14 protein-coding genes are annotated in these 13,236 nt (G+C 46.9%); 3 read left to right on the forward strand and 11 right to left on the reverse strand.

Going from position 1 to position 13,236, the window contains the following annotated elements; translation table 11 throughout:
• Positions 1–6 precede the first annotated feature (6 nt).
• The 7 genes from R3P39_RS04770 to R3P39_RS04800 form a co-directional block, all read right to left on the reverse strand.
• On the reverse strand, positions 7–693 hold the full coding sequence (locus tag R3P39_RS04770) for a M15 family metallopeptidase (RefSeq protein WP_336565984.1): 687 nt from the start codon (positions 691–693) through the stop codon (positions 7–9).
• Positions 686–1,813, reverse strand: coding sequence for a succinyl-diaminopimelate desuccinylase (gene dapE / locus R3P39_RS04775; protein WP_336565986.1), 1,128 nt, complete (start codon positions 1,811–1,813; stop codon positions 686–688). The genes R3P39_RS04770 and dapE overlap by 8 nt, the downstream gene beginning before the upstream one ends.
• On the reverse strand, positions 1,810–2,160 hold the full coding sequence (locus R3P39_RS04780; protein ID WP_336565987.1) for an ArsC family reductase: 351 nt from the start codon (positions 2,158–2,160) through the stop codon (positions 1,810–1,812). Before R3P39_RS04780 ends, dapE begins: the two co-directional genes overlap by 4 nt.
• On the reverse strand, positions 2,157–2,669 hold the full coding sequence (locus R3P39_RS04785) for a PTS glucose transporter subunit IIA (protein ID WP_336565989.1): 513 nt from the start codon (positions 2,667–2,669) through the stop codon (positions 2,157–2,159). The genes R3P39_RS04780 and R3P39_RS04785 overlap by 4 nt, the downstream gene beginning before the upstream one ends.
• Positions 2,666–3,046: an ACT domain-containing protein gene (locus tag R3P39_RS04790; protein ID WP_336565992.1), complete on the reverse strand. Its 381-nt coding sequence runs from the start codon at positions 3,044–3,046 to the stop codon at positions 2,666–2,668. Before R3P39_RS04790 ends, R3P39_RS04785 begins: the two co-directional genes overlap by 4 nt.
• Before the next feature lie 164 nt (positions 3,047–3,210).
• Positions 3,211–5,358 (reverse strand): phosphate acetyltransferase, encoded by a 2,148-nt coding sequence (gene pta / locus R3P39_RS04795; protein WP_336565994.1) that lies wholly within the window; start codon positions 5,356–5,358, stop codon positions 3,211–3,213.
• 2 nt (positions 5,359–5,360) lie between these two features.
• Positions 5,361–6,560, reverse strand: a complete 1,200-nt coding sequence (locus R3P39_RS04800) for an acetate kinase (RefSeq protein ID WP_336565995.1) — start codon at positions 6,558–6,560, stop codon at positions 5,361–5,363.
• Between the two features lie 152 nt (positions 6,561–6,712).
• Here R3P39_RS04800 and yfbV point away from each other — a divergent pair, with 152 nt between their 5' ends.
• Positions 6,713–7,159: a terminus macrodomain insulation protein YfbV gene (gene yfbV / locus R3P39_RS04805; RefSeq protein WP_336565996.1), complete on the forward strand. Its 447-nt coding sequence runs from the start codon at positions 6,713–6,715 to the stop codon at positions 7,157–7,159.
• 52 nt (positions 7,160–7,211) lie between these two features.
• Here yfbV and rlmA read toward each other — a convergent pair whose 3' ends face one another.
• From rlmA to xthA, 3 genes are all read right to left on the reverse strand, one after another.
• Complete coding sequence (gene rlmA, locus R3P39_RS04810; RefSeq protein WP_336565997.1) at positions 7,212–8,012, reverse strand: 23S rRNA (guanine(745)-N(1))-methyltransferase; 801 nt, start codon at positions 8,010–8,012, stop codon at positions 7,212–7,214.
• Positions 8,009–8,632, reverse strand: a complete 624-nt coding sequence (locus R3P39_RS04815; RefSeq protein WP_336565998.1) for an energy-coupling factor ABC transporter permease — start codon at positions 8,630–8,632, stop codon at positions 8,009–8,011. Before R3P39_RS04815 ends, rlmA begins: the two co-directional genes overlap by 4 nt.
• A gap of 88 nt (positions 8,633–8,720) precedes the next feature.
• Entirely contained in the window at positions 8,721–9,530 is an 810-nt protein-coding gene (xthA, locus tag R3P39_RS04820; protein WP_336565999.1) for an exodeoxyribonuclease III, read from the reverse strand.
• 198 nt (positions 9,531–9,728) lie between these two features.
• On the opposite strand from xthA, the gene R3P39_RS04825 reads away from it, so the two are divergent.
• Together R3P39_RS04825 and R3P39_RS04830 are read left to right on the forward strand one after the other, a co-directional pair.
• A complete protein-coding gene (locus tag R3P39_RS04825) occupies positions 9,729–10,226 on the forward strand; it encodes an exonuclease III (RefSeq protein WP_336566000.1) in 498 nt (165 codons plus the stop codon).
• A 226-nt stretch (positions 10,227–10,452) separates the two neighbouring features.
• Positions 10,453–11,688, forward strand: coding sequence for a DEAD/DEAH box helicase (locus R3P39_RS04830; protein ID WP_336566001.1), 1,236 nt, complete (start codon positions 10,453–10,455; stop codon positions 11,686–11,688).
• 38 nt (positions 11,689–11,726) lie between these two features.
• Here R3P39_RS04830 and R3P39_RS04835 read toward each other — a convergent pair whose 3' ends face one another.
• Positions 11,727–13,022: an anti-phage deoxyguanosine triphosphatase gene (locus R3P39_RS04835; protein ID WP_336566002.1), complete on the reverse strand. Its 1,296-nt coding sequence runs from the start codon at positions 13,020–13,022 to the stop codon at positions 11,727–11,729.
• Positions 13,023–13,236 lie beyond the last annotated feature (214 nt).

Consider the following 13,236-nt stretch of genomic DNA (forward strand, 5'->3'; position numbering starts at 1 on the left):
TAGAGATTAGGTTGCTACGTTAACAATATAGGTTTCATATAGCGCCGGTAAATGTTGCAGGATAGTCTCTTTCCCTGCAACATCGCTGCGTTCTAGCGTGGTGGCAATGGCCGCTATGCTTTGCTCTGGCGCCAATGAGTCGGCAACCGCGCGATGACTAATATGCCACGGCTCTGCGGCTACGCCACCGCGGTAACGGTCATAGGGGCGGTAAAAGCCAAAGTCAGCTAAATGTTCATTTAACCAGTCATTAAACTCGGCCAAATAGCCGCCAGCTTCATACTCCCAAGGCTCAAGTTGCAAGCGCTGTCCTGCGGGAATAAGGTTGCGAGCGTAGACATCAAGGTCACTACCAAAATGATGGCGGCTGCCTCCTGGTAGCGCCGAGAACAGCATAATGGCGTGAACTTTCTCTAACTCAGAAAGCGCACTGAGGTCCACTTGCTGCTGAGCTTGGTCATATACCGCTCGGTGGCCATGAAACTTGTTGTTCCAAATGGCTTTTTGGCGCCAAAAGCTGCGGTACGCTGAGGCAATAGCAAAATCAAAACCTGCTGCCTTCGCGGCACTGCTAAGGGCACTAAGATCAGCAACAATATGCCGATGGACGTACTGTTTGGTAAATGCAACGAGCGCTGACTCATTGACACCACAGGCGATACATGCCGATGTTGAAAGGGCATAATTAGCCAAGAAGCTGCTCCAAAATTCGTTCATAAATAAGCGCTAACTGCTCTAGGTCGTCACAACTGACGCACTCATCTACTTGATGAATAGTGGCATTGATTGGGCCTAACTCAATCACCTTACACCCGGTTTGTGCAATAAAGCGACCATCAGAGGTGCCACCGGATGTTTCCGGTGTACAAGTTAACCCAGTGACGTCTTTGATTGCTTCAAGGGTGACGTCGAGTAACGGCCCCGGCTCGGTTAAAAAGGGCTGACCATTGACTATCCAATCTAGCTCATAACACAGCTGATGTTGGTTAAGGATATCCACTACGCGTTGTTGCAGCTGCTCGGCGGTCACCTCGGTGCTAAAGCGGAAATTAAACTGGATCTCTAGCTCGCCAGGAATAACATTACCAGCACCGGTACCACCATTAATGTTTGACACTTGAAAGCTGGTTGCGGGGAAAAACGCATTGCCCTCATCCCAATGAGTTTGACTGAGCTCGGCCAAAGCCGGTGCAGCAAGATGGATGGGGTTGATTGCTAGGTGCGGATAGGCAACATGGCCTTGCTTGCCTAACACTTTTAAATGGCCAGTTAACGAGCCTCGGCGGCCATTTTTGACCACGTCACCGAGTTTATCACGGGAAGAAGGTTCACCCACTAAGCACATATCAATCTTTTCGTGTCGCGCTTCGAGGAGATCCACCACCTTTGTGGTGCCATTAATAAACGGGCCTTCTTCATCTGACGTGATTAAAAAAGAGAGAGAGCCCTTGTGATCTGGGTGCTTTTGTATAAAGCGCTCTGTGGCAACCACCATGGCAGCGAGCGAGCCTTTCATGTCGGCAGCACCACGACCGTGTAACATACCGTCTTTTATCGTGGCTGCAAAAGGAGGGTGCTGCCAACGGGCGGTATCACCTACCGGCACAACGTCGGTGTGACCAGCAAAACAAAAATGTGGCCCTTGAGTCCCTTTACGTGCCCAAGTATTGAGGGTATCAACAAAAAAATGCTCTTCAATGGTAAAGCCTAAGCGGCTTAACCGTTCATTGATCAGGGCTTGGCAACCGGCATCTTCAGGGGTGATGGAAGCGCGTTGTATTAATGCCTGGGCTAACGCGATGACCTCACTCATAATGCCAATATCTCATCGTATTGTGGCGCTTTATAGCCCAAGTGATATTGGCCTTGATGACATAAAATAGGCCGCTTTATCATTGCTGGAGCTGCTAACATATGCGCTTTTGCCGTGTCGGCGTTGAGGTTTTGTTTGTCTTCGTCAGACAGCGCACGGTAGGTTGTTCCGCGCTTATTGAGGACATTTTCCCAGCCGAGTTGATCAATAAAGGTTTGCAATAATTCGGCATCTAAACCGTCTTTGCGATAGTCGTGAAAAGTAAACTCAACATTGTGTTGTTGTAGGTGTTTTTTGGCTTTTTTAATGGTATCGCAGTTGCTGATCCCGTACATAATTGTGGTCATAAAGCACATGCCCTTGCTATGGTAATTATCGGCTCTTTCGCCGCAGTGACTTGTTTTAATGGATAATAACATGCTCCCAGTTTTTGTGCATTGAGCAGCACAATGGCACCTACGCATTTGGCTTCTTGCAGTGGCACATCATAAAAACATAAGGGCTCAGCTAGGCGTATTTGAGTTTTGCCAAAACTGTTGGCTTTGAGTAACTCGGGCTTGGTGAACTCACTGCTTAATGCCAAACTCAGAAGCATTTTTAAGCCATTACTGGCGGTGATAAGGTATTCGCAGCTGTCTTTTCTAATCTGCTCAAGGGTGCCATTACAAGGTGATAGCAGCAGTGGCACGTTCATCTTAACGCACACGCCAGCACCTAACATGCCAGTCGCAATGGCCGCATTAGGGTGTGCTGCCAGCGGCAAAACTTTTCCCGAAAACGGGCTCGGAATGTGCGCTATGGGGTTAGCTATTTGGGTGATTGGACGATAATTAATTGCCGGACTCAGTGCTATCAAAGTAGTAAATATCCATCTTTTTTGAGGGCATTCATAGCGGCTTGTATTTGGCTTTCTTTTACCAAAATATAGTCTGTGTCGTAGGTCGACAAGGTAAAAATAGAGACGTTGGCTTTAGCCAAGACGCCGGAAATATTCGCCATGATCCCAGTTAAAGAAAAGCCTAATGGCCCGAGTACCTCAAGTGCTCGCCAGTGACTTTCTGCTGCCAAACTATCGACATTGATATCAGAACTACACACGATAGACAGCTCGTCTTCGGTTTTCGCTATAAAGTACAGTTCGCTGCGCAATACGGCCTGTGGAACTGTGGCATCACAATCCAAGCTGTGAATAGTAAATTCTTGTTCTAGCAGTTGTAATGTTTGCTTTGACATCACCTTCCCTTTTCAAACCAGCTATGATTATCAGTGTATTTTCGGCTGTTTAGCTTAATTATAGTATAGCGAAGTGGGGGTAAAGACCAGCGAAAATCAAGGGCAATTGGCGCGGTGGCAGCGGTTACTTAAGCCAGGCAGTGACCCTGCCTGGCTTAAGTGATTTACTCAACGATTTGAGTGGCTTGAATTGCGGTTAAGGCTATGGTGTAGACAATATCATCCACTAACGCGCCACGACTTAAGTCATTTACAGGTTTTCTCATGCCTTGCAGCATCGGACCTATGCTGATTAAGTCGGCACTGCGCTGCACGGCCTTGTAAGTGGTATTACCGGTGTTCAGATCTGGGAAGACAAACACAGTGGCTTTACCCGCTACTTTACTGTTTGGTGCCTTCTTGCGAGCAACATTTTCCATGATTGCGGCGTCGTATTGCAATGGACCATCAATGTCGAGATCCGGTCGTTTTTGCTGCGCAATTTCGGTGGCGGCTCGCACTTTTTCTACGTCGGCGCCTTGCCCCGAAGTACCCGTGCTGTAGCTTATCATCGCCACTCGCGGCTCAATGCCAAACGCCGCCGCTGAATCCGCCGACTGAATGGCAATATCCGCCAGTTGCTCCGCCGTTGGGTCTGGGTTAATGGCACAGTCACCATAAACCAACACCTGATCTGGCAACAACATGAAAAACACTGAGCTCACTAACGAAGCGCCGGGCGCCGTTTTGATCAACTGCAATGGAGGGCGAATGGTATTGGCAGTGGTATTAACGGCACCAGACACCAGGCCGTCTACCTGACCTTGTGCCAGCATCATAGTACCTAAGACCACATTGTCTTGTAATTGCTCTTCGGCAACCACTTCGGTTAAGCCTTTGCCTTTTCGCAACTCCACCATAGGTGCAATGTATTTATTCACTTCCTGCTCTGGCGATAAGATGGTGACGTTTTCATTGAGCTCAACCCCTTGCTGCGCAGCGATCCGCTCGATTTCTTCGCGATCACCTAACAACACGGTTTTGGCGATGTTACGTTCACCACAAATGGCTGCCGCTTTAATGGTTCGCGGTTCGTTGCCTTCAGGTAAAACAATGGTTTTTTGTGCTTTACGAGCCAGATCCGTTAACAAGAAGCGAAACGCTGGCGGCGATAATTTACGCGTTTTCGCCACGCCTTGCGCTAGCGTTTCTAACCATTCACTGTCGATGTGTGAGGCGTTATGCAGCTTTACTTTCTCTATGCGCTGCTCATCGTCACTGGGCACTTCCATATTAAAGTTATGCAGCAATAATGAGGTGCGCCAGGTATCAGCATCGGTGGCAAGGATTGGTAAGCCAGTGGCCATAGCTTGCTCACATAAGGTCATGATTTTTTCTTCTGGGCGGAAGCCGCCGGTGAGCAAAATGGCACCAATTTTAGTGCCGTTCATGGCGGATAAGCAGGCTGCAACGAGAATATCCGAGCGATCCCCTGGAGTCACTAATAAAGCACCCGGGGTGAAGTGGTTAAGAATGTTTGACACCGTGCGAGCACAGAAGGTAACGCGACGGAGGCGACGATGCTCCATGTCACCAGCATTAATCACTTCGGCTTTCAGATAATTACTAAGATCGATGACTCGTGGCGCAACCAGGTCAAAATCCCAAGGAATTGAGCCCAGTAATTGAAAAGGATGCTTTCTAAAAATAGGCAATGAAGCCAAGCGGTTCAGTTCGTTATCCAGTTCGTCGGCGTTGTATTGATCGACCAAGTCGGCGCGCGCGCGGCCATCTTCATCCAGCGGAGCGTTAACTTTATTGAAAATGCAGCCCAACACTCGTGGGTGATCCACGCCACCATAGTTGCCTGCAGCGATTTCCAAACGGTCTTCTATTTCATCGATGGAGTCGTTACCTGGAGTTAAAACGAAGACGATCTCGGCGCCCAGCGTTTGCGCTATTTCTCGATTGACTCGTCCAGCGTACGGTTGCCTTCTGGTTGGCACCATGCCTTCAATAATGGCCACTTCGTCCGCTTGCACGGCACTTTCAAAGCGTTCAACAATCTCTTCTAATAAATCGTCGCCTTTACCATCGCCGATCATTTGCTCGGCATAACTTAAATCGAATGGAGTCGGTGGCGCAATAGGAGAGCCATGTTGCACAATCAGAGTGGATTTTTCTGGGCCTAAGTCATCTTTGCGTGGTTGTGCAATGGGTTTGAAAAAGTTGACCTTGACTGCTTTTTGTTCCAAAGCACGAACAATACCAACCGACACCGAGGTTAAGCCAACACCGGTAGATATTGGGATCAGCATAATACGACGACCCATGATTAAGCTCCTGTTGCTAGTTTCGCTGCGTCATCGGCGATGACCCATTCTTCATTGGTGGGCACCACCATGGCGAGGGGGCTTTGTGCGGCATCGGTGATAATGCCTTGAGCGCCAAAACGCGCTGCAAGGTTGGCCTCTTGATTGATTTCCATGCCGAGGTAACTTAAGTATGCTACTACCTTGGCACGGATCACGTCTGAGTTCTCGCCAATTCCACCGGTAAACACCAGGGCATCAAGGCCACGCAATGGTACTAAGAAGCTGGCAATTTGCTTTGCTAGGCGATAACAGAAAATATCCAGTGCCAACTTGGCTTGCGGGTGCTCTTTTTGTGCCGCTTCTTCAATGGTGCGACAATCGTTAGACAAACCACTGATCCCCAATAAACCACTCTGTTTATTTAATAAGGTATCGATTTGCTGCGCCGAATAGTTAAGTTGGTGGACTAAGAAGGAAAATAAGCCCGGGTCGATATCGCCACTGCGAGTGCCCATCACCAAACCTTCAAGCGGGGTAAGTCCCATACTGGTATCGATGGATTGACCATCTTTGATGGCAGCTACCGAGCAACCATTGCCTAAATGCGCGGTAATAATACGTGAAGGCTTATCTTTTAAGCCTAAAATCTCAATTGCCTGTGCCGATACATAAGCATGACTGGTGCCATGGAAACCATAGCGACGCACTCCGTGGTCTTGATACAGCGAATAAGGTAGAGCATATAAGTAGGCTATTTGATCCATACTTTGGTGAAAGGCCGTATCAAACACTGCAACTTGAGGTAAGTGAGCAAAAGCCTTTTGTGCAGCCTCTATGCCTAATAAGTTGGCAGGGTTGTGCAGCGGCGCCAAACTTGACGTTTCTTGAATGGCCTCGATCACTGAGCGGTCTATCAAAACAGAATGAGTAAAGCGTTCGCCACCATGCACAACGCGGTGCCCAACAGCGACTAGGTTAGCGTCAAGAGCGAGGTCTTTGATGAGTTTAACTAGGGTCGCAATAGCGACTTGGTGGGCATCGCCGCTGTTAAGCGGAATAACGCTTTTGGTGCCTTGGTACTTGTATTTGATTTGTGGTACTTGATCGGCGAGGCGCTCGGCGAGGCCAGATAAAATTTCTTCGCCAGTTTCACTATCGATGATGGCGAATTTGAGACTAGAACTACCACAATTTAGAACCAAAACATGCTGAGATGACATAATGACTTTCCGTTTTGACAATTACAGTTATTGCGTATTAAGCTTAAAGCTATAGCGCATACAAGCTACGCATTTAGACTAAGGTATCGTTGACATTAAAGACGTTAATTTTACCGCATTTTTTATATAAAAGTTAGCACCTAGGAGTTATGATGCAAAAAAGTCTTATTTCGCAAGTGCAACTTGGACGTCAATACTCGAAAGAGTGGCCTATGCGCAAGGAGCTGGCACCGCTATTCCCTGAATTTAGGGTAATAAAGGCGACCGAGCTGGCATTAAACACCATGCCAATGTTGGCAGTATTTACGCTGTTTTTGCAAACCACCCATCTGGGATGGCAGTACTTACCGCAAGCAATAGCGATTGCCTTGTTCTTTTTATCGTTACCAGTGCAAGGCTTATTGTGGCTAGGTAAACGGGCTGAAACCCCACTAAGTCCAGCCTTGTATTCGTGGTACACCGAGCTCCATCAAAAAATGGTGGCACAAGGGTATGACACGCCATTGTCATCTCGTAAACCCCGCTATCGCGAATTAGCGCGACTGCTAAAAGACATGTTTGATAAAATGGACAAAGCCTTTACCAAAGAAAACCTGTAGTTGGTAATAATAAACTGCTAGGTGAACTCGTCAGGCTGCTACCCACAGCAGCCTAAACTTTATAGTACTCACTGATCACAAATGACAAGGTAATATCAATCTTGCCTTGTTTCTCTAGGTGCTCAAAATGCTCCGGTTTAAACTTCCACGCAAATGGCGTCATCATCACTAGATTTTGCACGCATTCATAATCAAATGTCTGAGTTTGCTCTAACTGCTTGCTGGTATCGAGTGCAAAGCCGTCAGGCACGTCAGGCGTTTTATGCAGTTTTACTTCCTGATAAATCAACGACTTCAGCTCAAACAAATGCCGTGGGCCAGGTGCCACAACAATCAATTTGCCAGTTTGACTTGCGAGCCGAGCTAGCTCCTCGGCAAACACCGGGGCAAACACACTAACAATGACATCAGCAAAGCCGTCTTCAAATGGAGCATCCTTGATGGAGGCAACACTGAAATTAACTTGATGATAGCGTTTGGCGGCATAGCGGATCGCGGTTTTAGCAATATCCACTCCATACACTTGACTGTCACTGCATTGCTTAGCAATGGCTTGAGTATAAAAGCCTTCTCCACAACCTAAGTCGAGCACCGTATTAGGAGCCGCAGCGGCTACTTGTTTGGCCAGGTAGTCGCGTAAAAAATGGTAGTGGTCGGTGTCAAAGAAGGCTCTTCTAGCGGCGACCATCTCAGCATTATCCCCAGGTTGTTTAGACTTTTTATTTTGCACTGGGAGCAAATTAACATAGCCTTCTTTGGCAATGTCAAACTGATGATTCTGATTACAGCGATAGCTGATACCGCCTTGATATAAAGGCTGGTGGCAAAGAGGACAGCGGTAGTGGCTGATCATTTGTCTAAGTATTCCTTATCGTAAAAGGTTTTCACCCAATGTGGGCGATAGGTGATCAAAAGCGTGATGGCCATGCCATTGAGCATCGCTTCTGGAAACCACATAATAATGGCAAAATGAATATAATTATCCGCCAGCTCAAACCAAGAGTAGGTGCCAACGGCGTAATAATACAAGGCACTGACGAGAATTTTTAAACAGCCAACCGTACCGGCAAAAATAAACGCACAGACAAAAATATACACAAAGAAATGACGTGGTAAGTAATGGTAACACAGCGCAAAAAAGCCATAGCTCAGATAACAAGGGAGTAAGGCGGTAAAGAGCCAAAAGTCACCCAATTCAGCGACGCTAAAACCAGCAAAGTAACCATGGAGGAGACTGGCGAGAGTGGCACTTAATATCCCCAAACGCCAGCCCAACACTAAAGTTACCGCGGTTAGACCCAGTATATGAATATTAAGATGCGGTAAGATCCCAGCCTGTATTTGCCATAAAAAAGCCAGCACCACGGCACTACTGAGCACACCAGTTTGCCTCGCTGGCACTGTGAACAGGGCTTGGTATTCGAGGCGATTAATGCTGATTAAAAATAAAACAACAGCTGCTAAAAAGGTCACGTTCCGTTATTCCAAAGTGGCAGTGGCACAAAGCCACTGGGTTTCAACTATTCATCACTCATGGCTACGCTTACGTTATGGGGCTTACTTAGAGATCAAAGCTGGCCCAAATTGGCGCATGATCAGAGGGTTTTTCTATCCCACGTAGCTCATAATCGATGTCACTTTCTGTGCACTTGGCCATTAATGGCGCGGTAGCCAGCACCACATCTATGCGTAGGCCGCGGTTGTCAACAAAGCCCTTAGAGCGATAGTCGAACCACGAGTATTTATCTGTTGCTTCGGGAGTTAATTCTCTGAAGGTGTCTTTAAAGCCCCAATCGAGCAATTTTTGTAGCCATTGGCGTTCTTCTGGTTGAAATGAGCACTTACCTGTACGTAACCAACGTTTACGATTTTGCTCGCCAATACCAATGTCGGCGTCCATAGGTGAAATATTAATGTCGCCCATCACAATGAGGTGACTCTCTGGATCGGCATGATTATCTAAATGTGTCATTAAATCGGCATAAAACTGTCTTTTGTACGGGAACTTGGTTTCATGGTTAATGTTGTCCCCTTGTGGAAAATAGCCATTCATTATTGTCACTTCAGTGCCAGAGTCGGTTGCAAAAGTACCGCTGATCATTCTTCGCTGTGCGTCATCAGTGTCGGTGGTAAAGCCTTTTTGAATGGCTTTTGCAGGGCGTTTTGACAGAATAGCCACACCATAGTGTGCCTTTTGACCATGAAAATACACATGATAGCCCATAGCTTCCACGTCGCTTACAGGAAACGCTTCATCATGGACTTTTATCTCTTGGAGTCCAATAACGTCGGGTTGGTGCTTTTCGATGAGTGCTTGGAGTTGGTGCAGTCTAGCTCTGAGGCCATTGATATTAAAAGAAACGACTTTCATTACGCTTTCTAATTCCTGTCTTTGTTGATGATTTAGAGTTTATCATTTAAATAAGGTTGGGTCAGCGTGTCAGGGCATTGATTTTATGCGCCACTAACGCCTGAGTGAATGTTAATAAAGGTGCAACTTTAGGGTGGTGATAAGCAGGTTTTTAAATAGGTGTAAATAGATCATTAAATAGACAGAAAGGTATGAATTATGTGTTTACTTATTGCGCTGTGCAATTATAATGCAGACCGAATCGTTCATTTGGGGTATATTATGCTTAAATCTCTCTCTTTCTTTGGTCTTGTAACTTTCGCTTCAACATCTGCTCTTGCTTCTCAAGTTGAGTTTACGCAAGCGGATCAATCACCAGCAACTAAAGTGTGTGCTGTTGCTGCAGAGCAAGGGTTCAGTGCGGCTCGCGCCGAGGCCGCGGCAATGGGAATGTTTATCTCTCGCTTCTCAGCAAGTTTAGAGTGTAATGGTGAAGATATTCGTGAGTTTGCAAAAACGTCAAATCGTGTTCAAAAGGAAGAGAAAAAGGTCAAATTAGTTGCAAAAAGCACAGACCGTGCAACAAAGCTTTGCATTAGCGCAGCACGCCACGGTGTTAAAACACTGGGCTTAAACAGCAAGCAAGTTCGCAACTTACGTTGTAACAATATGCCTGTTCAGCAGTTTGTAAAAGAGATCCGCAACGCAGCTATTTAATGCTGGTGCGAAACTTTAGCCACAATCTGTTGTGATGAAAAGGGTGCTTAGTGCACCCTTTTTGATTTTTAATGGTAAGCTCATTATGAGTAGGTACACGCGCCATACTGGATCAGCCTTCACGATAAAAAACCAAGCACAGTATTCTTGGCTGCCATTTAACCTTATAACCTCGAGACAAATATTTGCTATACTCGCGCTAATTTTTCTTTAGCATAGATCATTGATGAAATTTAGTGCCTTAGAGCTCCATCCCGACTTATTAGCGGCCGTTTCCGAGTTAGGCTTTGCAACGGCAACGGCAATCCAAGAGAAAAGCATTCCACTGCTGTTGGCAGGCAATGACTTAATTGCCAGTGCCCAAACCGGAACGGGAAAAACCGCGGCGTTTATGCTCCCCATTCTGCAGCAACTATTAACAGCGCAACGGGCCGACAAGCCAGTGGTTAAAGTATTGGTATTAACTCCGACTCGAGAGCTTGCACAGCAAGTTGCAGAGCATACCCAACAGCTAATAGGGCAGACGTCATTAAGCGTTGCTTGTTTGTATGGCGGCGCCAATATTGGCCCCCAGGAAAAACGCCTAAACGCTGGGGTGGATATAGTGGTGGCGACGCCTGGACGCTTATTGGACCACATCATCAAAAACACATTATCACTTGAGCATGTTCGTCATCTGGTTTTTGACGAGGCGGATCGCATGCTAGACATGGGTTTTATGGCCGAGATCAAGCGTATAATGCGCAACATGCCTATTGAACGTCAAACCCTGTTGTTCTCAGCAACCGTGGACGACAGCGTTCTATCCCAAGTAAAGCCGTGGCTACGTGATCCAAAACGGGTTGGTGTCGAGAGTGAAAATAGCACGGCTACTACGGTAACACAGCTGTTTTACTCCGTCGACGAAGAGCGCAAGCGCGAGTTGATAGCGCACCTCATTGGTAAAAATAATTGGCATCAAGTGCTGGTGTTTACTCGGACAAAAAACAGTGCCGATCACTACGCCAAAGAGCTGAGTAAAGACGGCTTAAAAACCGCGTCGATCCACGGTGATAAATCACAAGGCGCTAGAGATAAAGCATTGGCACAATTTAAGTCAGGGGATATTCGTGTACTGGTTGCAACGGATGTGGCTGCACGAGGAATTGACATTGGTTCATTAAATTATGTTTTCAATGCCGAATTACCGTATGTAGCGGAAGATTATGTTCATCGCATTGGCCGCACTGGTCGCGCCGGTCAAAGCGGTCAGGCGATCTCATTAGTGAGTATTGATGAACAGTGGCTGCTTGAAGAAATCGAGATCTTTTTGGATGAGCGTTTTGCCCCACATTGGCTACCGGGCTATGAGCCAGATCTTACTCGAGAGCCGAAAGATAACCGCCGCAACTCAGGTAAGTCTAAAAAGCAAAGAGATAAGAAGCGTATTTTAGGAAAGCGCAGCACACGTAGAAGAAAGTAACAATTGCTCACGCAGCCATCTCTGCGTGAGCCTTGCCATTATAATTCGCCAGTAAATAAGCGGCTGTGGGCTTTGCGGGCATATTCGTCTGACATACCGCCGAGGTAGTCTGCCAAAACACGCATTTGCTCGGTTTCTCCCTGAGCCTGTTGATAAAGAGTCTGAGTGGTATAAGGAAGCAATCGCATGGGATCACTGGCAAAGACTTCAAATAAATCGATGAGCAGAGTTTGACCGCTAAACTCGATTTGCTGCATCTTCGGCTCACGAATAAGGCGACGGTAAACGAAGGTTTTAAGTACTTGTAATATTTCTTGGAACTCTGACTTCATGGTCACGGTGTAGTGAAGTAGGGGAGACTCAAAGTCGCTATGCTGTACGGTGAGCTCACAATTGACGATAAATAAGTTAACTAATTCGCCAATACAATCTTTACGCTCAGACTCTTCATCAGAAAACAAGTGCTGACTAATGCGGTCAAGGTTTTGTGTCAGCCACTTGGACTCCAGAGCAGTTAACTCAGGCACTGCAAAGTGACGCCATTCAGACTCGTTGAGCGTTCCTGTGGCAATGGCATCCTCCAGATCATGTACGGCATAAGCAATATCATCGGCGTACTCCATGATGGCACAATCGAGCGATTTAAAGAGCGTTTTATGGCGAAAGGCATCTTTGACTGCCATTTGCTGGAGCAGCGCCCGGTCATTTGCCGAAAAAGGAGCGAGAACCCAGTCAAAAACATCGCTATCGCACTGATAAATGCCCTTGGCTGGTAACCAGTCACTAGAGAGAATATAGCGTCGAGTTGGACTGTGCTTTGGCTGTTGATGCCAAAGCTTATCAATAATCGCCGGGTACTTGATAAAGCCTAGCAGTGTCCGACGGGTTAGGTTCATGCCAAACCCTTTGGTGTAAGGTTCGAGCTTAGTAACAATCCGAAGAGTTTGGGCATTGCCCTCGAAGCCACCGTGCTCTCGCATTAGGTAATTTAGAGCGATTTCCCCGCCATGGCCAAAAGGGGGATGACCGATATCATGGGCTAAGCATAAGGTTTCGATTAGGCTGGTGGATGGAAAATGACTAAAATCGCTATAGTGTCGTTTTAAATGGCGTAACAGACCACTGCCAATTTGCGAAACCTCTAGTGAGTGAGTCAGGCGGGTGCGGTAAAAGTCATTGACACCAATGGCCATAATTTGCGTTTTGGCTTGCAAACGGCGAAAGGCGGCGGCATGAATGATCCGTGAGCGGTCGATTTGCCACGCAGAGCGGTTATCGTTTGGCCTGTGCTTTTGCTGATTCAGCAGACGTTGCTGCCAAGCTGTTGAGTCCATACCACTTTTCCTTTTTTATCTTAGACTTATTCTGGACTAAACTAAGTACGATAAGTAAACGAAAATTCGCGTTTAATAGCGGCATTTGCTATTATCCGTCGCTATTTTGAAGGACGTACTAGATGACGTCCAGCAATTATAGAGTAGCAAGCTAATGCGTTAGTTCATAGCAACCTATGGAAGGGGGCGTTTATTGAACTAGGCTGAGAGAGGA

Source organism: Pseudoalteromonas sp. UG3-2 (assembly GCF_037120705.1).
GTDB lineage: Bacteria > Pseudomonadota > Gammaproteobacteria > Enterobacterales > Alteromonadaceae > Pseudoalteromonas.

Excerpts from the sequence above, each read along its gene's own strand:
- R3P39_RS04825 (WP_336566000.1), top strand. The coding sequence starts at position 9,729 with ATGTGTTTACTTATTGCGCTGTGCAATTATAATGCAGACCGAATCGTT.
- R3P39_RS04830 (WP_336566001.1), top strand. The coding sequence starts at position 10,453 with ATGAAATTTAGTGCCTTAGAGCTCCATCCCGACTTATTAGCGGCCGTT.
- R3P39_RS04780 (WP_336565987.1), bottom strand. The coding sequence starts at position 2,160 with ATGACCACAATTATGTACGGGATCAGCAACTGCGATACCATTAAAAAA.
- pta (WP_336565994.1), bottom strand. The coding sequence starts at position 5,358 with ATGGGTCGTCGTATTATGCTGATCCCAATATCTACCGGTGTTGGCTTA.
- R3P39_RS04835 (WP_336566002.1), bottom strand. The coding sequence starts at position 13,022 with ATGGACTCAACAGCTTGGCAGCAACGTCTGCTGAATCAGCAAAAGCAC.
- rlmA (WP_336565997.1), bottom strand. The coding sequence starts at position 8,012 with ATGATCAGCCACTACCGCTGTCCTCTTTGCCACCAGCCTTTATATCAA.
- yfbV (WP_336565996.1), top strand. The coding sequence starts at position 6,713 with ATGCAAAAAAGTCTTATTTCGCAAGTGCAACTTGGACGTCAATACTCG.
- xthA (WP_336565999.1), bottom strand. The coding sequence starts at position 9,530 with ATGAAAGTCGTTTCTTTTAATATCAATGGCCTCAGAGCTAGACTGCAC.
- R3P39_RS04800 (WP_336565995.1), bottom strand. The coding sequence starts at position 6,560 with ATGTCATCTCAGCATGTTTTGGTTCTAAATTGTGGTAGTTCTAGTCTC.
- R3P39_RS04790 (WP_336565992.1), bottom strand. The coding sequence starts at position 3,046 with ATGTCAAAGCAAACATTACAACTGCTAGAACAAGAATTTACTATTCAC.
- dapE (WP_336565986.1), bottom strand. The coding sequence starts at position 1,813 with ATGAGTGAGGTCATCGCGTTAGCCCAGGCATTAATACAACGCGCTTCC.